The sequence below is a fragment of the Colwellia sp. 75C3 genome (assembly GCF_002836255.1).
Lineage (GTDB): Bacteria > Pseudomonadota > Gammaproteobacteria > Enterobacterales > Alteromonadaceae > Colwellia.
In genome coordinates, this window is sequence record NZ_PJAU01000061.1 from 187,717 (window position 1) to 210,351 (window position 22,635).

The window sequence follows — 22,635 nt, forward strand, 5'->3', positions numbered from 1 at the left end:
CATTAACATTAACATCGTTAACTGTTCTCAACTCAATTCAATTCATCAATATAAGTTATGGTCTTCGAATCAATATGATAACTCGTCTAGTAATTATCCTTATGCTTGTTTGTACCAGTTTTAATAGCGCTTCTCACAGTAAAGTGACGCTTGCTGTAGAAAATAGCTGGCCTCCGTATTCTGATAGCCAAGGTAATGGTCTATCTAAAGAGATCATTAAAAAGGCCTATCACGCTGTCAATGTAGAAGTTGAATTTATAGTGGTGCCTTATGCAAGAGCGTTGCATATGGTGAAAATTGGTAGTGCCGATGGTGCATTTAATGTCACTAAACAAGCTAATACCGAGGGTGATTTTAACTTTGGAGAAGAGTCACTATTCCAAACTAAAGCCTCTTTTTATTATCATGAAGACTCAACATTAGACTTTTCATCGGCAACGACCATACCCGAAGGCACAACAATCGCTTTAATATTGGGCTATGAATATGGTGATACGTACCATAAAAACAGTCACAGATTTAAAGAAGTAAGAGTAGGAAGTCAGCAACAAATTATCCAACTTCTCAATAAAAAACGCGTTGATATGGCGATAATATTTAATGAGGTCGCCAAAGATACAATGACAAGTATGGGCTTGAAACATTCATCTATAAAACAGGGACAGGTGAATCATCAGAGCGATATATATGTTGCCTTCAGTAAGAAAATTGATACTAAAGAAATGATGTGGTTACTTGATGAAGGGTTAAGGCGTATTAAATTAACCTCTGGAAAATTATAGCGTGACTCAATAGCTAAAGCACCAATATCTCAATATAAGCTACTTATTCAAAGGGAATAAAAAAGCCCTTACAGGCTTTTTTAGTTATTAAGTTACCCGAGAAAGCTAACTAGCCTAACAGTTATATCCGTTTGATTAAGTTTATGTTCTTGTTGTTCAGTGGAAAAATAAATCAGGGCAAGGCCCTCAATTGACCAATAACTGGTTATTGGGATTGAGAGCAATGCTGACATGTCGTATTGTAACCCGCACAAGTGAGTAATAATTTAATCAAATTAGTATTAATCCATCTTCATACTTTTTAATAATACCGGGCTATTATATTCAGATACCGTAGCCTTGGTCTTTAACCAAAAACGTCTGCGCGTTGCAAAATAAGTAAACAACACCGTCATTAAGATAATTTCGCCACCATTGAGAAAGATGTATTGCATCGCTGGCATTATCATAGTTGATAATTCTTTCAAGTAAGGCGCGTTAGCCACTTTCAGTGTTGCTATATCAACCGGACCATTCAATGTCATCAATACCCATTGCACAGCAATAATGATGGCAAATGCCGTCATAGCGGTAAGTGGTTTAACATACCATTTTTTCGGTTTCGCAAACGCCCAAAAGAAAAAGTAAATGCTAACAAATAATGAACCACCCAAAAATAAGTGTTCAAAATTAAATTTGTAATTAATAACATTAATCATTGCCCAATACGTTGTAAGACCCGCAAAAGGAATGGCAAGGGTTATGATTAAAGCGATAACAAAGGTTTTAAATTTCCCAAGACGTTTCCAATAATACTTCTTAACAGCTTTATGGACTAACCAAAAAGCAAATAACGCAACGGCAATGTTAACTCCCTGCTGCATTCTAAAGCTTAACTCTTGATGCACGCCAAATAACCTATAGTAGCCATTAAAATAGGCCTCAATCAGGTTACTATAATTCCATAAATTAAAGCGTTCATTAACATCATTGGCAAACCCTGGTAGTAATAACGCAACAAAGGCAGCAAACATGACCAATAAGTAGGCATTTTTAAACAAGCCTGTGAACATTTTGCTGACAATGCCTTTATTACTGGCCTTTTTCAGTTGAGCTACTAACTCATGATAGTTGGTAACAACCGCATCTCGAATATCTGAAGACACCCAATTTTGACTGACCAAATCAAGGGATGTTTTCGTTTCACTGGCTTCGACAATACTTTTTATCGCTGGCACAGCCAACACTTCAATATCTATTTCTTTATCGCCCGACCCAAGCTTTTGACCAATACTCCAAACAGCAGGATCATATACACCACCGGCATCGTGAGTTAAGTTATTCCGACCTGCAAATTGTAAATGGGTACTGCCGCCTTTAACATCGGCTTTAAATTGTAAGGTGGGTAAAACCGCTTTCATTGCATAGAAGAAAGTACAACCGCCAAAGGTATCACCCGCATCAACCTCTTGAATGTCATTCATCGAATAAACAATCTGCAATGCTTGATTTTTAACAAAATTATCTGACCAAGCGTGATAATCTGTATTTTCAAATAACCACTTAGTAGAACGTTCTGCGTTACCGTCAATGGTATAACTGCAATATAAGTAACCACCGCCATTACAAGTGTTACACGTTATTGAACCTGTACCAGAGCAGGTGCCACAACGTGTTTTCCCCGAGCCATAACAGCCATTACAACTTTCGGTTGAATACACTGTTCGCTCATTCTGATGATCGTATTTTTGAACTTGTTTACGCCCTGAACCACTACAAGAGCTACAGGATTTATCACCACGTCCATTACATGAATAACAAGAGTTTGAACCGCTTCCGCCACAATTATGGCAAGGGTCTTGGCCGACATACTGCTCCGCAGATGAATGTAGGTTTTGGTCTGCTAAAACAAAGTTTTTGGTTACATTAGTACAAAGGCATTTTTTCATTCGGTCATTAAACAGAGGATCTTGACCGCTAATGTACTTTTTCGCATCACTATGGGCTTGGTTACTTGCTTCAGAGCCTCTACCACAAAAAACAGTACCAGAGCCTGAAGGACGATAAGCACCGTGATCATGATGGCTTACACCAATGCTTATGGTCCAGCCAAAGGTAAACTTCAAATCAGATTGTTTATTTTCTTCGTCACTTAACACAACGGGTACATCAATACCGGTAATTTCTTTACCATTTTTTCGTACAAATGCTTGGTATTTTTCTAAGTTGCTCATTGTATATTCCTATTTACCTTGTAAATAAATCACTTAGGACTTTGATTGGTATTACATAACCAAGTTGATGTGGCCCTGTTTCAATTCAATAGTTTTCACTTGGGATAAAATTACGCCAGATAATTTTTCATCTTTGTTAATATCATAAATCGGTATGTTATCTACATAGTTAACAATATTGTCTTTCACACTATCAAACATTGCCCCCTTAACAGACCAAGCTTGGCCATCAGGAGTCATCATCTCAATATGTTCAATACTGTATTGTTTAATATATATTTTTCCAGATTCATTATCTAAATAAGGCACCCCGGACATAGCAATAAAACCACTAGCGAGGGTTCTTCGCCCTAAAAAGTTATTCATTTCTACGGAAGCCTTTATGTTTAACTTTACCCGTTCAGGTATTAGTGAAAATTGTGCATTTTTAAGCATTAACACCGGAAGCAAAGCGGACTTACCTAAGGATATTTTTTTACCTTGTCCAATCCAATCTTTTACTTTGTCATTGATATCATTTTCACTAATTTGCAAACTGCTACACGCGGACAGTAAGAAGGTTAAAATTACCGTCGCTATTATTTTATACATAAAATTTTCCTATCTGAACCTAATATAAAGTTATACAGTTATACAGTTATACAGTTATAAATTTATCTTAAAACTACTGTTTTCTGCTTTCAGGTAAATCCATTGGCGAACTGGATCATAGCCATTTGCCGAAACTTTTACATCATATGCCCCAGCAGGTAATAACATACCCGCATTGTATTTCGGCTTGATGTTCATAATGCTAATTTTTGCCGAATCGACATTTGTTTTAACCGTTAACGGTAATAACACAGAAGAGACATTTTCATTACCTACCGACTCGTCTTCATGGTTATAAAGCCTTAAATCGAAGCGACTTATTGGTCCACTTATATTGTCAAAACCCTTTGTTATACTGAGGGTATTATCAATAGCTGAGCCAATAGGTTGAACTAGGGGTTGAGTGATGAGCAACCATTTCAGTGCAAATGATACTGTTGCAGAATCATTTTTTTCCATTTGGTGAAAGAAGTAATTTACCGTTGAACCGGGTTTAGTAAATTCATTATTACCAAGCAACACAGGCACAATAAAAATTGAGCTAATTAAGGTAAATGAAATAGCCGCATTAAGCCTTTTCTTTTGTTTAACGGTTTCTTGTCCTTTGACTGCCCTTTTCACTTTGACTAATTCTATTGCTTTGATTGGCAATTTTAAAACGGTCAGCAACACTAACAGTAAACTAATACCCATAGAGATTGGCGGAACAATAATTGCTCTAAGTGCCGATTTACCGGTAGATTCAAATGCGCCACCATCTTCAAATTCAACCCTTTGAGCTTTTAATACTTTAAGGTACTCTGCTGTTTTTCGTTGTACGTTCACATCAATAACATTCTTTTTAAATTGAACGTTATTCCAGTCGGCATACATTGGTTTTACGTATAATTCGCCCATCTGTTGTTTTATTTTATGTTGTACATCTGACTGTATTTGGAATTTTTGCCACGGTAGATTTGGCGGAATACTGCTATTTTTAATGCCTTTATTCCATTTTTTATCGGCTTCTTGACGCACTTTTACCGCCACCGCCGTATCAAACTCAGCTCTTTGTAAAAGCGACCAATTATTGAGTAGCTTTAGTCCTTTATTTCTCAAACTGATTTTTACTTTTTTATTGGTGACATCATGCATTCTAAAGGTATCTAGTGAATTAATACCTAACGGATAACCACCTGATTCTTTGACAAAATCAGCTTCCATTTTAACCATTAAGACGCTTTTATAGTGTTTCACATCATTGGTATAAACCATGCGATGATCTTTCATTCCCCCATCACCACCTGTCGCTAGGCTTGCCGCTTGCAGCGCTGTAAAAAGTCCTCCGGTAAGTACACCGGCGATAACTGAGGTACCAAAGTTGTCAGCGGAACTAATTTCTTCTCGGATTAACCAATCATTGGCCGGAATATAAGGTATTTGATATTTTTTGATTTCTTTGTCGTAATACGCGTCATATTTCGCATAACATTTTGCGCGGTACTTCTTTTTCTTATCGTCGCACTTTTCACGGCGCTCAAAATAATCATAGACCTTGGGGGCTATTTTTTGGGCTCTAGACTCGACTCTAGCTTCATAAGAGCTGGTGCCTTTTTGGTATTGCCCCCAGCCATCTTTGATTTCATTTTGTACTTCTAGCCAATAGGTATCGGCTCTTCGTGGCGATGATGCTAGCTCTTGGTTATAATCGTTTGAAGCTTTAGCATATTCTTTGTATTGGCTACGTAAGCGACTTCGAAAGTCATTATAGTTACCGTAATGTTCATCGAATCGAGACATTGCATGGTCATTAACGAATTTTTCCATAATGCGATGTTTTCGTTTTTCAAGACCGCTAACCACTTTATCATCCGCATAAACTAAACCACCAAAGATAGATAGAAAGGCTTTTTCTAGTGCGGTATGCTCTGCATCAGGATCATATTTTATTCCTTCAAATTCAACAGAACGTTCAATAAGCGCACTACGAATAATTTGAGATAAATAAGCTTGTTGGCGATCTTCAGCTGATGATGTATCAACAATAAAATGGTCAACCAACCATTTTTGTCCAAAGAAAACTGTTGGCCAAACGAGTACACCAATCAATAAAAACAAACCAAAAGCTTTGCCTACTTTAGCCACATGTTTGCCTTTTAATAACATGTCTGCCAATAATAAAGTTACCCCAATACCACTGATGGTACGACCAAACAATTCAACCGCTCTTAAGTCTTCTTCAGTTGAGCTTTTACCGCCAGCGACATCGGTTAAAGCCGCGTTAAATACGGCTTCAGGAAACAAGTAAAGAACCGAACAAATAAACATAAACACCATCCACCAAAACGGTTTTCCCACCATGGCGATTTGTGCTTGTATTACTTCGTCTTTATCCGTTTTATTTTGTTTTTTATGCTGCTGAGATTGTACTTTTTTAAGTTCTTTTTCTGCGGCCTGCATTTTTTTTTGCGTTGGCGCACTACTCAGTAAACTTTCAGCAAAAGGACTTATTTTATTGTCGGTCATTGTTCAACACTCGGTATGGTTATTCGTATTGCTTTACCTGTCGATGTATCCATTTTCTCATCCTTGATCGTTGGAAAATCTAAAGACAACCCTATGGGTTTTTTATCTTCATTTGGTTTAAAGACTGATTTATTTTTATCTGCACCAATGCGTTTTAACCCTTCGGCCATAGATACGTAATACCCCTCGTCTATGTATGAAAGCATTTGTTCAAATTTATCAAAGTCAGCATCTTGAGGTAAGCCTTTGATGTAACGACCTATGCTAGTGTTTGGCTTATGAAGTTTTAAAGGTTTTGAAGCATTGAAAAGTTGCTGACATAAACGGTATGGCGTCGCATCAATAATGATGCCATCAGGTAATAGCGACTTATTTAATGCTAACAGCTTACCTTGGTGGTAGTCAGTGCCATTGATTGAATAGCTATATACTTTCATTCCTAATCGGTTGGACCGGCCTTTCACAGACGTCGCCTTGGCGTAGCTACGAATGTCCATGTGTAGACCAGAATTTGAGCCCAGCTTTATTTGTAAGTTACTAAGTGCTGATAACGAGGTGTAATCTTTGTATGTTTGACTATATCTTCGTGTACCGTAATTACCAAGGGCTTCAATATTTCTGCTATGGCGTTGGTAGAGTTCATCCTTTTTAACCCCTTTTCTCAATTCCCTTTTTAATTTAGCGATACTGTCTGGGTGAGGTGCTTGAATAAAACCTAAGTAAACTGTTGTATTAATCCCGCGTAGTTTTTTTAAGGTTTCGAGGTTTAATGAGGAGTAATAAAATGAATTTTGTCCGATGGTTTTTCGTAACATGTGGTCTAATTGAGTTAGCTCCGCTCCGTTAGCTTGGCTTTTTACCTCAACATTGAGTATTTGTCCTGGTTTATGAGCTTTGGCAAAGGCTGTAAAAGATTCGTAAGCAGTGATAGGTCGCTGTTCGAGTAAACTATTCGTTTCTTTATCTCGTAAACGTAATCCGGAAAAAGTTTTGTCTGACATTTTAGCCAAGTTATAGCTTTTGCCACTATAGTGAACAACCGCTCGGCCAGTAGCCATGTCATGGTGATTTACCCACAAACCACTTTTAATTTGCATCACATCAATTTCAATGGTGTTAAAGTCATCAGCCGTTGCGCTAGTGATAGCGCGTTCGCTACTCTCAGGCTCTCTAAAATCTCCTCTATGGGCAACGATATCAATATTACACTGCCCAGTAGAAAAGAGTTTTACCCGCCCTTCACTCGACATATATAGATTTCTATCTTTTAGTGCCAACTGTAGATCAACAATATCCTTTCCTATCAACTTTGCATCATAGGGAAACGATTGTAATTGCTCAGGCGTTTCATCTTTTTGAGTATTGTTAGATACCGACTGACAGCCCGCTAATAATAAAAGTATCGATAAATTTAAGAGTACCTTACTAAACACAGTTTTTTCTTCCTTGATAGTAGATTTAATCAACATTTTAGTAGTATGTGATTCTGTTGTGAAGATGGTTGGAGCACGGCCGTGATGCCGACATTATTGGCCATTTCAGTTCCTGATGGCCGTCGAATCTGTAAAGGAGTGTAACCTAGGAATATTTTAGAGAAGTTATAATTTTACTTAACAAAAACAACTGCTAAATCATCCTTATAATAACTGAGGATAATATAATAATTATTTTACAAAAGTACAACTATAAAAGTAAAAAATGTAAGTAATATAGTAACATAGTCAACTTCGATGCGTCATTAATGATCTTTTTCGTTGCTCAATAACAAAATTTAATCGAACCCAGTATAAAAAGCAGACAACTCAATTTAGTTCCTCATTTTTACGCTACATTTAATGCACAATCTAATTAAGTAATAGTCTTAGTTTTTAACGATACAATAGGAAAACCCCGCACCGACACAACACACTAAGTAACAATAAAGACACATTCCTGTCACAATTTACCAGCTAAACGGTCATGATTACGTCATTATTTCATCGATAATCCGTCATAAACATTAAGCATACTTCCCCGCAATTAAAACACTAAACACTAAACACTAAATTTTGGGGACAACATGACTGTTAACTATTCAAAAAACCTTATTACCTTAGCCATTGTTTCAGCTTTTTCATTACCTGTGCTAGCGGCTGAATCTCAGAAAAATGGCGAATCAGAAGCAACAATGGAAGAAGTGACTGTGGTTGCTAAAAAGCTATCACATGCAAATCACGTGGTTGAATCGTCGATGATAAGACAACAATCTCCTGCTAGCAGCATACTCGCTATTATGGACAACCTACCGGGTATTAGTATCAATGAAGGCGATGCCTTTGGTGGTGATGATTGGTCAACATCAATTACTATGCGCGGCTTCACTATTGATGGTAATCAACAACAGCTTGGCATGACGATTGATGGTATTCCAAATGGCGGCTCTAACTATGGTGGTGGCGCTAAAGCCAACCGTTATTTAGATAGTGAGAATATGAATACCATTGAAGTATCGCAAGGAACGTCTGATATTTCGTCAGCATCACTCGAAGCTCTGGGCGGCACATTTAACTTTGTTAGTGCGGACCCTTTGTTTGAGCAAGCAACAAAAATGGCCTATACCGATGGCGATCATGACGCCTCACGTTATTTTATCCGCCATGATACCGGCCGAATTTTCGATAATACCTACGCTTACATGAGTTATTCATCAACCTCTACCAGTCGTTGGGTTGGTGAGGGTTCAAACGGTGGTATGCAAAGAGAACACGCTGAAGTAAAATTTATCACTGATCTTGGTAATTTAAGTATAACGGGGCGATTATCTTATGATGATGCCGATGAAGATAATTACAATTCAGTTAGCATAGATCAGTTCAACCAAACACCTGATTGGGATCAGTTAACGTGGAACTGGACCGGTATTCCTCACTTTGATCAAATGTTTGCCGAGGGTTGGTCAACATTACGCGAGAATACCTTAGGTTATTTGAAATTTGATTATCAGCTATCTGACAATGCTTCCTTTCAAATCACGCCGTACTTACATAAAAACAAAGGTCGAGGTGATTGGATCCCTCCGTATTTAGTTTCTGCCGTTGATAGTGAAGGCAACCCAACTAATCAAGGGGGTTCAATAGACTCTTCTTATGGGTTTACCGATCAAAATGGTACACCATTAGCACCTGCGGATGGTTGTGAACAAAACTACACTTGGCCATGGGATTCTGGCTCAGCTTTACATCCGGCATGCTACAACGCAAGTGCTGTTCCGGTGATGTCATATCGTCATACTCATTATGAAAAAGACCGCGTCGGTTTTACGGCAAATGCACAATGGTCTATTGCTATGAACGATATTAAATTTGGTTTATGGGCCGAATCAAATGAACGTACTGAGTCGAGAGATTGGCATAAAGTTATTGATGCGCGTGTTTATCATCACTTTGATGCAACGCCTTATTGGACACAATATAGTAATGAATTTCAAACCGACACCTTAAAGTTCTATCTTCAAGACACCTTAGATTTTAGTGATTTATCACTGAATCTCGGTGTACAAAAATATTTAGTCGATATTGAAAAAACTGATGGTTTTTCAGGTCAACAAACAGGGAAAGTTAACAGCGACTCAGATGTACTCTTTAGTACCGGTGCTATTTACCAAGTAAGTAATAACATTGAGCTATTTGCTGGTTATAGTGAAAACTTCTCTGCAATTAAAGACGGCGTATTAGAGCGAGATGCTTCAACCCTTGAAGATATTGAGCCAGAAACCGCTGAAAATATTGATTTAGGCCTACGTTATAATAATGATGATATTAGTTTTTCGGCAACCTACTACACCATTGACTTTGAAAATAGAATTACTTTCATTGCCCCAGGTAGTGATAGCGATGGTATTGATTACAACATAGGCACCAATGGCTCATATCTTAATGTAGGCGGTATTGAGTCAGACGGTTTTGAAATAAGTGTGAACTACCGTTTAAATGAACAGTGGAACTTGTATTCATCTTACACCAATAATGATTCGCGTTATGTCGGTGACGCCCCAGGATTTAGCGCTGGTGATAAAGTGCTAGATTCCGTTGACGACATGTTTGTATTATCAAGCGATTATACCCAAGGTGATTTCCGTGTTGGTGCCTCGGGTAAATATACCGGTGAACGTGGTGATGCGCCGTCATACACCACTTTTGATTTTAATGCGGGTTACTTTATTCCATTTAGCGGACACACGATTAGCTCTATTGATATCTCTTTTGTTATTACCAATATCACCGATGAAAGTTATTTATCAACGGGAACGGGTAACGGCACAACCTTCTTCATTGGTGCTCCTCGCACCGCATCGATGACTTTTGCCGCTAACTTCTAAGTCTTAATAATAAAAAATTGATGCGCAAGTCAAGTAACACCAGTTGTTCAGGTAATTATTTGGCTTGTTGCATTTAAACTATTCGATAATGGATCTAAACATGCTTAAAACCCTCTCTATAATACTATTGCTTAGCTGCTTTACTTGCACCGTTAATGCAAACGCTAATACCGACAATCATGGTGTAAGAAAGACAAACTTAATATTGGTGACAATAGATGGACTTCGCTGGCAAGAACTATTTTCTGGAGCAGACCCTGCTCTACTGAATAATAAAAAATTTGTTCGTGATAGCCATCACATTAGAGACAAATTTTGGCACGATAACAACGTTAAGCGTCGACAATTATTGATGCCTTTTTTTTGGGATACCGTTGCCAAAAATGGCATGGTCATTGGTAACCGTAATATCGGCTCAAACATGTCTATTGCAAACCCTTGGCATTTTTCTTCACCGGGTTACAGTGAAATTTTTACCGGTGTGGTCGACACTTCAATCAACAGCAATGACAAAATACTCAACCCGCAAGTTTCTTTTTTAGAATGGCTAAATAACAAAGACGGTTATCAGAAAAAACTGGCCGCCTTTGGTAGCTGGGATGTATTTCCCTATATTTTAAATAAAGAACGTAGCCAGCTTCATATTAACGCCGGATTTGACTCTGCTAAGGGTTACCCTTTATCTGACGAAGCAAAACTGCTAAATAACTTACAAAAAGAAATTCCTAGCCCTTGGCATAATGTCCGTTTAGATAGCTTTACTTATCGTTACGCTAAAGACTATTTATTAACCGTTAAACCTAAGGTAATGATAATTTCCCTCGGTGAGACCGATGACTTTGCTCATGATGGCCATTACGATAGCTACTTAACTTCTGCACATCAAACCGATGCCTTTATCGCAGATTTATGGCATACACTGCAAACAACTCAGGGTTATAAAGACAATACAGTATTAATGATAACAACCGATCATGGCCGAGGCAGTAATAGCGATGACTGGCAACACCATGCCTCAAAACTAGCCGTACAAAACACGATGAAAAATCTTAAGGCATTCTCCAAAGGTATTGTTGGATCAGAGAATATTTGGTTTGCCGCCATGGGTCCTGGTGTTAATGCTCGCGGTGAAATACAAACCATAACAGAGGTTAAACAAAAGCAAATTGCGGCTACCGCGTTAACCTTGTTAGGTGAAGATCCCAAAGCGTTCAACCCTCAAGCTGGTTCAATTATCAAAGAGGTTTTCTAATGAAACATTTTCTCACTACACTAATTATCACCGCTACTTTGACCTTTGCCATAACAACGCAAGCTACCCCCTTATCTCAATTAGACATTACCCCACAGAAAATTCTGTTTGGCTCATGTTCACATCAAGATAAAGACATGCCTATTTTAAAGGCTATTAATAATGAAAATGCTGATCTGTTTGTTTTTCTGGGTGATAATATTTATGGTGACACTGAAAACATGCAAGAAATGGCCGATAAATATCAACGACTAGGAAATAATACTGATATCAAGACACTTCGCTTAGCTACTCCAACTATAGCTATTTGGGATGATCATGATTTTGGTGAAAATGATGCCGGTGCAGAGTACGCACAAAAAGAGCAATCAAGAAAACTGATGTTAGATTTTTGGCAAGAGCCGAAAGACTCTCCACGCTATACGCAAAAACACGGTATTTATACCGCTTATATGACTGGTAAATCAGATAACAGCGTGCATGTTATTTTACCTGATTTACGCTGGAACAGAGATACTCTCACTACTGTAGGTAAGTACGATTACCAAACTAAACGTAAGGTCAAAAATATGGGGCCTTACAGCCCTAACTTAGCAAAAAATGCTTCGATGTTAGGTGAAACCCAATGGCAGTGGCTAGAAACCGAATTACAAAAACCATCCAAAATTAAAATAATAGCGTCCAGTTTACAATTATTACCTGAATTTACAGGTTGGGAATCTTGGGCAAATTTTCCTCATGACAGAGAACGTCTTTTTGCTTTAATTAAAAAGCATCAGGTCAATGGCGTTATTATCATTAGTGGTGATACTCATTGGGGAGAAATGTCTAAGGTAACAACTGATCTAGACTACCCACTATGGGAAGTCACTAGCTCTGGTTTAACTGAAGAATGGAAAGAAGTAAGCCCCAATATACATCGTGTTGGGAATTTTATTAGCAAAGTTAATTACGGAGAATTACTCATTGATTGGCAACAAATCGATCCAAAAATCACCCTGAGCTTAAAAGAAGTTGATGGTAAGGTTTTTAATCGACAAGTCATCTCTTTATCTTCCATCAGTCCTTACGATAAAGGATAAAACATAGGTTTCAGTGAGAATTAAAATTGCTCAAGCACCCTGAAACATGCATCTTGATTGATAACGGTCATAGTACTGTTTTAGCGATAATCATTTTAAAATTAGAACTTCATGAAGATCGGTAGTATATTAACTCCAACGTAACATTAACTCATTGTTGATATTATGGAGTTTACTGAATCTTATTTTTATTTCTATCTGAGAATGACATGCTGAAACCTCATTTTTATCCACACGGAAGTATCGATATCAAGCTAGATAATGACCTGATTTCTATGGATATTGAAGGACCGTGTAATACTGAGTTTTTTGAACTTATGGCAAAGAAGTTAGCGTCTTTTAGGCCACAGCTAAATATGGATAATTATACCAGTTTAGTCATACTCCGTGATGAGGCACTTGCGACACCTGAAGCGATGGCATACTTCACCAACTATTTAAAAACAGTGCAAGTACGTGCTGTTGCCATTAACTTGCAGCATGCCCATACTCCGTCAGCCACTCAGGACATGTGCACAAAAGCTTACCTTGAGGCTGGCGTGGAGCATCGTTTTTTCTTTGATAACCTTAGTGCTAATACTTGGCTAAGAAGTTGTATGTCTATCCCTAGATAAGCTACTGACCTTAATACGTCATAATAAAAAACGGTAACGTCTTCAATATTAGTGACTCAATCTAACGAATAATTTTAGTGTGGCTGAATGCCGGTAGGATGATGGCACAGAATGAAAGAAAGTTTATTAATAAAACTTTACTATTCAATGCCAATTGACATAACTCTATCACCCAGTTTATTAAGGATCGTTATCTCACCAAGGCAGACTGCAACAATAGACTTACCCTCTTTAAATTCTAGTGGAATAATAACCCGACCAGATGTGTTTTTTGGGTACTCTTTAACTACATGATTTAGCTCTAAGCAGTCTTCATTATAATAAATAATAGTTACGGTAGTTAGAATTTCAGCTGTCAACTTTAACACCTTTCAAAATTTGTCCTGACATGTCATAACTATCGTAGAAAAATCTTAGTTTGTCTAACGCAGTTTTAGTTTTCATGATACTTGTCACGACTTTAGATATCTTATGCCTTTCAAAGCTAAAGGTGAATATTAAATGAAGTACAACTTACTTAAAATTTCATCCTTGTTATCTGTTCATTTTGCAGTATTAGCAGAATCAATATCTCCTACCTTATACTCACTATGAATTAGAACAAAGGTGCAACTTAAAATTTGTATAATAATTTGTTAACCGCTAGTTTTAATTATTCCATGTTATAATAAATTATATTATTATCATCTTGTCGTTAATACTTTTTTTAAAGACAAAATGAAATTTAAAAAATAATCAGTGTCATTTTTATATTGAAAATGTCTATCAGCGAGTTTCGCTAATGTACTAATAAAGCGGCAAAACATCTGTTTTGTACAACATGACTTTCTTTGTCTTAGATGGTTTAATTAAAGTAACAATAATGGTAAATATCATGATTAATAAAAAATTTCTTATCCCTTTCTTATTCACCCCGATTATATTTGTCCTGTCCGCATGTGGCGATAGTGATAATAGTGACGATTCACCAGAGCAAGCAAAGTTTTCCTTAGGCATTAGTGACGCACCAATTGATGAAGCCGATGCAGTATTTATTGAAATAGATGAGATTACTATTGCTGGCACAGAAACCACAGTAATTTCAACATTCACTAATGAAAATGATGAAGTTGTAGAAACCATTAAAATTAACCTACTTGACTTTCAAGGCCCTGACCAACTAAAAATTGTTGATGAAGCTCAAGGTGTAACTATGCTTCCTGGCACTTACTCTATGGAATTGTTAGTTGTAGATTCCGGCTCATATGTCCTACTTGATAATGATGCTACTGAATACTCTATTAAAGTACCGAGCTCTAGATTACGTTTAGGAGACTTTGAAGTTTCAGCAACCTCAATTCAAATAGGAGACACTCCCGCTTATACTATCGAATTTAATTTACGTGAGTCATTAGTGATGCGCGGTAATAACCCAACAAAAAATGGTTATATCATTAAGCCTCATGGCGTTCACATTGTAAGTGAATATGGAACATTAAAAGGTGATGTTTCTTCTGATCATACGAACTTAGGTAGCTGTATTGTCTATCTGTATGAAGGGAATCCGACCGAATTAGGAGATAGTTATGATACAGAGGATGAAACTTTTGAAGGTGAAACACCAACAGCAACAGCGCCTCTTATATCAACATTAGTGGCAGTTGATGGGACTTACAGCATAGGTTTTGTAGCTGAAGGAAGTTACACTATCGCTTTAATGTGCGGTACAGATATTGATGACAATATTCAATATAATGCCTTAACAATCCCTTCACCTGCTGGAAACAAAACAACAGTAGAGATCGTTAAAGGTGATGTTAAGACGATAGATTTTTAAATAAATTTATATCAACAGTTCAAAAAAGGCTAGCAAGTATAAACAAGCGCTTGCTAGCCTTAATTAAATAAACCAAGACAAAACTGCCCACCAAAAAACAACATACCTTACTGAATAATCGATCTAACATTAATATCAATCACTTAACTATTTCCACTGCCATTCTAAGTACATCATTTGTATTGATAAATTTAAAACAGACCATGTTTCAGCTGGATAGAGGTCCTAGAGTTTAGCCCTTTTTACTTTAATCAATTTTTGTATAATATTTCTATCATACCGATATATATGGTTTTTAAATTCTTGATTTAATTGGTCAGCTATTGTTTGAATATTATTTGCTGTCAGCTTAACTTTTAAAGATTTTATACTTTTATCTAACAGAACAAGCTCGCTTTGATGTAGTAAAATATGCTCATCTACTATATTAGTGGGTAAATATTGCTGTAATTGCTGTTCTTCGTTGATTACATGTGCCAAAAAAAAGCTAAGAAGCCGCTCTAGTATACCAACAGCATAGGCTTGATTTTTAGGCTCGTTAACAAGGTCTTGTAACTGCTCAATATAGTGGAAAATAGCTTGATGATCTTCATCTAAGTTTTTGATGCCAAACTCATTAATCACATCGGAATTAGCTTGTTTCATATTAGATCACTCGATATTTACATCAGTACATTTGTCTTTTTATAATGATAATTAATCAGCTGTCGCAAAAGAGGCAAAATCGCTGGTAGAATCTTTTATAACGATAATATTTCGGTTGATTTTTTCACTGGTAATACTCTGCTCTTCAACCGATCTTGCTACCATTTTGCCGTTCTAACAGCACTGGCATTGCGGCGCTCTATTTCTAAATAAACAAGTTGTTCTGCTTGCTTTAACGAAAACTCAGCTTGAAGACGTTCAGATGAATAAGAAGCGTTCGCGATAATTCCTACCAGGGTGACAATGATGACAATAGTAGGCAGCGTTAAATAAAGTAAAATACGACCTTTTAAACTTTCAATAAATTTCATATTATTTTCGGACATTGTATTCCCTGAGTTTTATTATATTTATCAGTGTAATGAGAGCATAAATTTGACATCAATACACACTATATACGTATAATCCCAGTATAAATCTGACTTAAGTATTGCAGGGATTTTTAGTAATTCCACTTGATTTTAGTTATATATATATTTGCTAAAAAATTTTCAGCTACAATTAATAATAACCTTGCTAGTTAACACTTGTGAGGTCAAACGATACCATTTAATACCCTGAATATTGGTAGTAGAAGTTCCTAATGCCACCGAACTAATTGCTTATAATTAGTTCGAATAAAGCGTAGTAGGAATAAGTAATGACATGGCTAGTGCCTAAGTTATAAGTGCATAGGAATAGTGAGAGCCGAAATATGAATGTAAAAATAAATATTCTAGTCTCAATTTTATACTTTGTGTTATTCAACGCTTCTGCTAAGACAGATGAATCAGATGAGGTATTTGACCTATCGTTGAAAGAACTACTCAATGTAGAAGTTTCTGTTGCCTCTATAAAAACCGAAACAGTTATTGAAACACCTGCCATCGTTTCTCGATACAATCGCACCGATTTAGAAAAGATGGGTATTACAACGTTAAGAGAAATGTTTAATTTTATTCCTGGCGTTATTGTGCAGGACTCCCTTCCTGGCTGGGCCTCCGTTCAAATTAGGGGCATAGATGAAGCGTTTAATCAAAAAGTACTTTTCCTGCTAGATGGCATTCCTTATCACCAACCTTCACACTCACTCATTCCAATGGAGGGGGTCCCGTGGGAGTCAATTTCCCATGTAGAAGTAATACGGGGCCCAGGGGCTGTCTTTTATGGAACACAAGCATCGGCTGGTGTATTTAATGTCATCACCAGAAAAGAGATAGGTGATAGTACCGCATCATTAAAGTTAGGTTCAAATGGCCTAAAAGAAGGTAGTGCCTATTATAATTTAGCGCTCGGGGATGAATCAGCCATCTATATTGCGGCAGAATACAGAGTCGAGGATGGCTATACTGCCACGTACAATGAGGTATTCCCCACCGTAGGATTGGTAACAGACGATGTCGAACGTTATTTAGAAAGACAATCGGGATTATTACGCTATACCAACAACGAATTTAATCTTCTTCTACAAGCTTTTTCCGACACTACCGTTGGTATTAACGATGGTGTAACAGGGGAAAATACATTACAACCCTTAACGTTAGACACCAAGGGTGAATTAATTCATATCAAGAATAGTTGGAGTAGCGATAATAGCAAAACGACTATCTTTACCGACTATAACCACTACACCTTTGACATACAGATAGACAATTTATTTGCTCCTGGAGTCGGTTTATTGGGTAAAAAAGATAATAACGGTAAAAACGACTATCGATTTAGGGTTGGGGGAAGTTTTGCTTACACTTTGGATGAATCACTCGATATGGTGGTAGGTGTTGAGCAAGAAACACGGTCAATGGGCAATTATCGCGTCTATCTATTAGACGATCCGAGTACGCCACTCGCTACATCACTTGAACAAGGTAAAGTTGATGAGTTTTCTGCATATGCTCAAGTAGACTACAGTTTAGAAAAGTGGCGCTTTCTTATTGGCGGCAGATTTACCGATAACGAATTAAGCGGAATAAAAACAACACCGAGAGCGGGTATTGTCTATAAATTTGATGAGTACCAATCATTGAAAACACTCTACTCGACAGGTTTTAATTCCCCTAATCCAACGCAAACGAGTATCAATGCACCTGGTAATGTCGTGGGAAACGAAGCACTAACCGCTGAAATAGTAAGTACTTTTGATCTTGCCTATTCCTATTCAAGATCGAACCTATTATTTGTAGCAAATATTTATTCTTTAGAAGCGCAAGACTTCATAGAAAGAAGATTTAGCGAACCTGATGGTGCCGTTTCATTTTTTAATGAAGGCAGTTTTAAACGACAAGGTGCTGAAATTGATTTTCAAATGGCCAGTCTTGACAGTAAATTATTTATCAATTTAGCTTATCAAAAAGAAGGCAATAAAATTTTACCTGATGATCCAACCGCTTTAAACACACCTAAACTCACCCTGAGTATTGGTGCAAGTACTGACATTTGGGATATACATAGCATAGGTGGAGATATTTCATATATAGGAGCGCGTCACAATTTAGACGGCTATAGTATTGTTAATATTAATTATACCGCTCGACTATCGACTGTTGAGTTATATGCCGTAGTGCGTAATCTTTTGGATGCAGAAATTTTAAATCCCGATATCTCGACGCAGTCTAGTAGTCTTGTTGCGCAAGGGGAAGATGGCATTAATTATCAAATAGGAATTAAAATTCATTTTTGACCCGCATGTATTTGAGATACAGAAGTATTAACGCTTTCCTTGGTATAAAAAAAGTAAACAACTCCCACGGTAGTATATATCTCCATCTGTTTTGGTTATATTTACAATACGCTATAAAATCACGCTGATAGGAAAATTTATGACTGTTAAATTTTTACGACTAATAATCATCTCGTTTACTGCGATGTTGATGTTTGGTTGTGCGAACGGAAAATTACACCATGCAACTAAATTCACTTCATTTGAAGACTTTCAAACAGGTCCTGAAGGTGGAGTAGATTTAGTATGGGCTCGTATTGGCTTGAGAAGCCCTGAAAGAATAAAAGCAAAGTTTGATGAGTATGACAGTGTCATTATTGACCGGGTCTATGTTTTGGTCAACGAATCAGACACAAAATTAGAAGATGATGAAATCAATGAGCTCTCAGAATATATGGTGGCTCGTTTAAAAGATAAAATTTCACAAACTAAAAAAATAGTAAGTGAACCAAGTGATAAAACACTTCGATTGAGAATTGCGATCAGTAATGTCGAAACACCCAATCCCATTCTTGCGATGACCAGCAGTATATTACCAATCGGCTTAGGGATTTCTACCATAGTGAAAATTGCAACGGGTGAACATACTAATGTTGGTAGTGCCACCATCGAGCTTTTAATCAGTGATTCGATGACAGATAAACCTTTCATGGCAGCTATAGACCGCCAAGCGGGCAATAAAGATCTGAGTACAATGATTGATTCCTTAGACGATGCAAAAGATGCCATCAATTGGTGGGTAGACCGTTTAGGCGTCACGTTAAAGCAGTGGAAAAAGCCGAAATAATACCGTATTACAAGTAACGCGTTGCGTATTACATGTTACGTGCTGACCGCTGAAATGTTAGCTTTATTATGATATGAGTACAAAAGTTACTATCGTCTGCACAGCCAAATAATAGCAATATATTCACTTATACCACTAAAAAAATAGGCCTGTTATCGTAAGATAACTAGGCCTAATATTTTGAAAAGTACACTATTTCAAACTTATATCATTGCTATTATTAAATACTCAACATACGCTTTTTCAATCTTGCTAAATCAATCGCATTTGAACGTACCGTGACCTTAATATGTTCGTACTCATAATCTTCCTTAGTGACACTCATGCTTGATCGAATCTCGCCCATAATACCTTTAGCGGTGTAAGGAACAATAATCTCTTCTTCAATCATCTCTTCCTGAGCAATTTGAACGATATATTTATGCAATTTACTCACGTCAGCCGGATTACGCGCGGATGTGATCATGGCATCTGGAAACTCTTCCATTAATGCTTGTTGTTGTTCAATGCTAAGTTGATCTGATTTGTTCAGTACCAGTAATTTTTTACTGTCTTCAACACCAACTTCATTCAGTACTTCGTGTACTACGTCGAGTTGCGCACGAAACGACGGATCAGAAGCATCTACTACATATAATAGTAATGAAGCATCCTGTGCTTCTGCTAAAGTTGAATGAAATGAGGCAACTAAATCATGGGGTAGCTTTTTAATAAAACCAACCGTGTCTGACACTAATATTCTCGGTTGAGTGATAGGGAACAAAGCACGTACTGTGGTATCAAGTGTAGCAAAAAGTTTGTTTTCACCTTCAACGTCACTACCGGTGATCGCGCGCATCATCGATGACTTACCTGCATTGGTATAACCAACTAAAGCGACACAAAACAGCTCAGAACGTTGGGTACGTCGGCCTTTCATTTCATGCTGAACACTTGCCAATTCACGCTTAAGTTCTGCTAATTGGTCACGTACGGCTCGGCGATTTAGCTCTAGCGTTGTTTCACCGGCGCCTTTACCCATTTGACGTTCTTTATCACCACATGATGTTTCGCGAAGTCTTGGCGCTACATAATTTAGGCGAGCAATTTCTACTTGTAATTTCGCTGTTTTAGTACGGGCATGGCGACTAAATATTTCAATAATAATGCCGGTACGGTCAAACACCTCTACGCCTAATTGATTTTCAACATTACGCAACTGAGATGGGCTTAGATCACAATCAAAGACCACCACATCAGCACAAGCAAACGGAAGATTGTCTGATGGGATATCTGAACGGTTAATTAAGAAGTCTGATTCATCAACCATTTCTTCAAATTGATCTTCATCTTCTTCGCCTTCAACGACACCTTGGTTACCGGTAAGATGCGCAATTTCGGCCAATTTACCTAAACCTAGTACATTAACTTTTTTAGTCGAACTTTGCTTTTGCGACTGGGTGCCGACCACTTTAAAACCGAGTGTAGTCACTAAACGTGCTAGCTCAGCAAGTGACTCTGTTGCCTCATCACCTTTAAAGTCAGGCGTACAAATAGAAATAAGTAAAGCGTTAGTAAGTGATGCTTTTGCTGTTAATTGCATAATTTTTAATGTTAGTGCGCCTAATACCTATTGGTATAAGTGCAAACCTAAGTTTTATCTAAAGTAGATTGATCCTACGCTGTTATAGCTGAGCTTTATAGAGCAATAACAGACTAAATACTAAATCTATTCAGTTATTACCCGCTCAGTGATAATTAAAGCGCTTAAGGTAAGAAATTAATGACTAAAATGGCTTCTTAAAAAGTTTTCAGGACAATTGTTCATCTACACAACATTCATCTTGAAGAAAGGCAATCACAGAAAGTAGTTTTTCATATTCAACCACGCAATAAAGTACTCGACCTTCTCGTCGCTGTTTAATTAATCCAGCAGAAGCCAAACTAGATATGTGGTGGGATAATGTTGAACCTGGTATCTTTAATTCTGCTTGTACCTCACCCACAGCAATACCCTGCTCTCCTGATTTTACTAAGCGTTTAAATATTGCTAACCGCGTCGGGTGACCTAATTCTTTTAAAGCTTTGGCAATAACTTCTATTTCCATAATATTCTCTTCTAATAGTTTCATTCAACTTATAATTCGATATTACTAGAAATATATTGACACTAAAAGTTATTTCTTTATAATTCGACGAATCTAGAAACAACGAATCATATTACATAAAGAGTTTTATTATGAAAATTACACAACAAATGGTATTTGATACCTTAAACATGTTTGCTTTTTTAGCAGTAGAATTAACCATACTTTTTTTACTGATTAGTTACCTCGTAGGTGTTCTTCAGGTATACATTCCGCCCAGTAAAATTCAAAGCATATTAAGTAGTAAAAATGGCAAAGGTTATATCATTGCCGCTTTTCTGGGTGCAATCACACCTTTTTGCTCTTGCTCAACTATCCCTTTTTTAAAAGGGTTATTAAGAGCAAAAGCAGGTTTTGGCACTATGATGGTTTTCTTATTTGCTAGCCCGTTACTTAATCCTATTATCATTGGATTATTTGCCGTTACCTTTGGCTTAAAAGTGACTGCATTCTATTTTACTGTTGCCATGGGTGTTTCAATCACGGCAGGATATTTATTAGAGAAGTTAGGTTTTGAAAAGTACATCAAACCTGAAGCTTACATTACCCCTGAAACTAAAGGCTGTGCGAGTAGTTGTGGTAAAAATGGTAAGCCAGTTAGTCAATGGACTAAGATTTGGCACAGTACTTGGGCAGACTTTAAAAAAGTATTACCTTATTTAATTGGTGGTATCGCCTTAGGTTCAATGATTTACGGTTTTATGCCAACAGAGTTTGTCGCCAGCGTGGCAAGTGAAAACAACCCTTTTGCCGTTCCTATTGCAGCAGTAATTGGTATTCCACTCTATATCCGAGCAGAAGCAGTAATACCATTAAGTGCAGCATTAGCAGCAAAAGGTATGGGACTTGGTGCGGTAATGGCATTAATTATAGGTAGCGCTGGTGCCAGTTTAACAGAAGTTATATTACTTAAATCTATCTTCAAAAATCCAATGATAATTGCATTTTTAACGGTAATATTATCAATGGCTGTTGGTGCAGGTTATTTATATTCTTATATTTTTTAAATAACTTTTTGCAGTACATCATACTAATTTAAAACTTGATTTTAGTTACATACAACCAACAGGCTTTTAGTTTGTATGTAACTAATATTATAAACCGAAAAAG

Annotated in this window: 18 protein-coding genes; 9 read left to right on the forward strand and 9 right to left on the reverse strand. The window is 37.1% G+C overall.

Annotated elements, in window-relative coordinates; all coding sequences use genetic code 11:
* Window positions 1–74 precede the first annotated feature (74 nt).
* The gene (locus tag CXF85_RS22040) at window positions 75–782 is read left to right on the forward strand and encodes a substrate-binding periplasmic protein (protein WP_101230797.1); all 708 of its coding nucleotides are present in this window, start codon (window positions 75–77) and stop codon (window positions 780–782) included.
* Window positions 783–1,063: 281 nt separating this feature from the next.
* On the opposite strand, the gene CXF85_RS22045 is transcribed toward CXF85_RS22040, so the two are convergent.
* Genes CXF85_RS22045 through CXF85_RS22060 form a run of 4 tightly spaced genes read right to left on the reverse strand, consistent with a single transcriptional unit; the run spans window position 1,064 to window position 7,524 of the window.
* The gene (locus CXF85_RS22045) at window positions 1,064–2,995 is read right to left on the reverse strand and encodes a DnaJ-like cysteine-rich domain-containing protein (protein WP_101230798.1); all 1,932 of its coding nucleotides are present in this window, start codon (window positions 2,993–2,995) and stop codon (window positions 1,064–1,066) included.
* Window positions 2,996–3,046: 51 nt separating this feature from the next.
* Window positions 3,047–3,586 carry a DUF1439 domain-containing protein gene (locus CXF85_RS22050; RefSeq protein ID WP_101230799.1) on the reverse strand — a complete coding sequence of 180 codons (540 nt, stop codon included), beginning with the start codon at window positions 3,584–3,586 and terminating at the stop codon, window positions 3,047–3,049.
* A gap of 54 nt (window positions 3,587–3,640) precedes the next feature.
* Window positions 3,641–6,091 (reverse strand): hypothetical protein, encoded by a 2,451-nt coding sequence (locus tag CXF85_RS22055; RefSeq protein ID WP_101230800.1) that lies wholly within the window; start codon window positions 6,089–6,091, stop codon window positions 3,641–3,643.
* Window positions 6,088–7,524 carry a glycerophosphodiester phosphodiesterase gene (locus CXF85_RS22060; protein ID WP_232771304.1) on the reverse strand — a complete coding sequence of 479 codons (1,437 nt, stop codon included), beginning with the start codon at window positions 7,522–7,524 and terminating at the stop codon, window positions 6,088–6,090. The genes CXF85_RS22055 and CXF85_RS22060 overlap by 4 nt, the downstream gene beginning before the upstream one ends.
* Window positions 7,525–8,150: 626 nt before the next feature.
* On the opposite strand from CXF85_RS22060, the gene CXF85_RS22065 reads away from it, so the two are divergent.
* From CXF85_RS22065 to CXF85_RS22080, 4 genes are all read left to right on the forward strand, one after another.
* Complete coding sequence (locus tag CXF85_RS22065) at window positions 8,151–10,448, forward strand: TonB-dependent receptor domain-containing protein (protein WP_101230802.1); 2,298 nt, start codon at window positions 8,151–8,153, stop codon at window positions 10,446–10,448.
* Between the two features lie 100 nt (window positions 10,449–10,548).
* Window positions 10,549–11,700, forward strand: coding sequence for a sulfatase-like hydrolase/transferase (locus CXF85_RS22070; RefSeq protein ID WP_101230803.1), 1,152 nt, complete (start codon window positions 10,549–10,551; stop codon window positions 11,698–11,700).
* Window positions 11,700–12,782, forward strand: a complete 1,083-nt coding sequence (locus tag CXF85_RS22075; RefSeq protein WP_101230804.1) for an alkaline phosphatase D family protein — start codon at window positions 11,700–11,702, stop codon at window positions 12,780–12,782. The genes CXF85_RS22070 and CXF85_RS22075 overlap by 1 nt, the downstream gene beginning before the upstream one ends.
* Before the next feature lie 209 nt (window positions 12,783–12,991).
* Complete coding sequence (locus tag CXF85_RS22080) at window positions 12,992–13,396, forward strand: hypothetical protein (protein WP_101230805.1); 405 nt, start codon at window positions 12,992–12,994, stop codon at window positions 13,394–13,396.
* A gap of 140 nt (window positions 13,397–13,536) precedes the next feature.
* Here the strand turns inward: CXF85_RS22080 and CXF85_RS22085 are convergent, their stop codons facing one another.
* A complete protein-coding gene (locus tag CXF85_RS22085) occupies window positions 13,537–13,755 on the reverse strand; it encodes a TIGR02922 family protein (protein ID WP_101230806.1) in 219 nt (72 codons plus the stop codon).
* 515 nt (window positions 13,756–14,270) lie between these two features.
* Here CXF85_RS22085 and CXF85_RS22090 point away from each other — a divergent pair.
* On the forward strand, window positions 14,271–15,212 hold the full coding sequence (locus CXF85_RS22090) for a DUF4382 domain-containing protein (protein WP_101230940.1): 942 nt from the start codon (window positions 14,271–14,273) through the stop codon (window positions 15,210–15,212).
* Between the two features lie 225 nt (window positions 15,213–15,437).
* Here the strand turns inward: CXF85_RS22090 and CXF85_RS22095 are convergent, their stop codons facing one another.
* Together CXF85_RS22095 and CXF85_RS22100 are read right to left on the reverse strand one after the other, a co-directional pair.
* Window positions 15,438–15,857, reverse strand: coding sequence for a hemerythrin domain-containing protein (locus tag CXF85_RS22095; RefSeq protein WP_101230807.1), 420 nt, complete (start codon window positions 15,855–15,857; stop codon window positions 15,438–15,440).
* 158 nt (window positions 15,858–16,015) lie between these two features.
* The gene (locus CXF85_RS22100) at window positions 16,016–16,243 is read right to left on the reverse strand and encodes a hypothetical protein (RefSeq protein WP_101230808.1); all 228 of its coding nucleotides are present in this window, start codon (window positions 16,241–16,243) and stop codon (window positions 16,016–16,018) included.
* 341 nt (window positions 16,244–16,584) lie between these two features.
* On the opposite strand from CXF85_RS22100, the gene CXF85_RS22105 reads away from it, so the two are divergent.
* Both CXF85_RS22105 and CXF85_RS22110 read left to right on the forward strand, forming a co-directional pair.
* On the forward strand, window positions 16,585–18,573 hold the full coding sequence (locus tag CXF85_RS22105; protein WP_157829164.1) for a TonB-dependent receptor: 1,989 nt from the start codon (window positions 16,585–16,587) through the stop codon (window positions 18,571–18,573).
* A 139-nt stretch (window positions 18,574–18,712) separates the two neighbouring features.
* The gene (locus tag CXF85_RS22110; RefSeq protein WP_101230810.1) at window positions 18,713–19,399 is read left to right on the forward strand and encodes a DUF3313 domain-containing protein; all 687 of its coding nucleotides are present in this window, start codon (window positions 18,713–18,715) and stop codon (window positions 19,397–19,399) included.
* Window positions 19,400–19,619: 220 nt separating this feature from the next.
* Here the strand turns inward: CXF85_RS22110 and hflX are convergent, their stop codons facing one another.
* Complete coding sequence (gene hflX / locus CXF85_RS22115) at window positions 19,620–20,981, reverse strand: GTPase HflX (protein ID WP_101230811.1); 1,362 nt, start codon at window positions 20,979–20,981, stop codon at window positions 19,620–19,622.
* A gap of 208 nt (window positions 20,982–21,189) precedes the next feature.
* A complete protein-coding gene (locus tag CXF85_RS22120) occupies window positions 21,190–21,486 on the reverse strand; it encodes an ArsR/SmtB family transcription factor (protein WP_101230812.1) in 297 nt (98 codons plus the stop codon).
* A gap of 131 nt (window positions 21,487–21,617) precedes the next feature.
* Between CXF85_RS22120 and CXF85_RS22125 the strand changes: the two genes are divergently transcribed.
* Window positions 21,618–22,532: a permease gene (locus tag CXF85_RS22125; protein ID WP_198555737.1), complete on the forward strand. Its 915-nt coding sequence runs from the start codon at window positions 21,618–21,620 to the stop codon at window positions 22,530–22,532.
* Window positions 22,533–22,635: the final 103 nt, after the last annotated feature.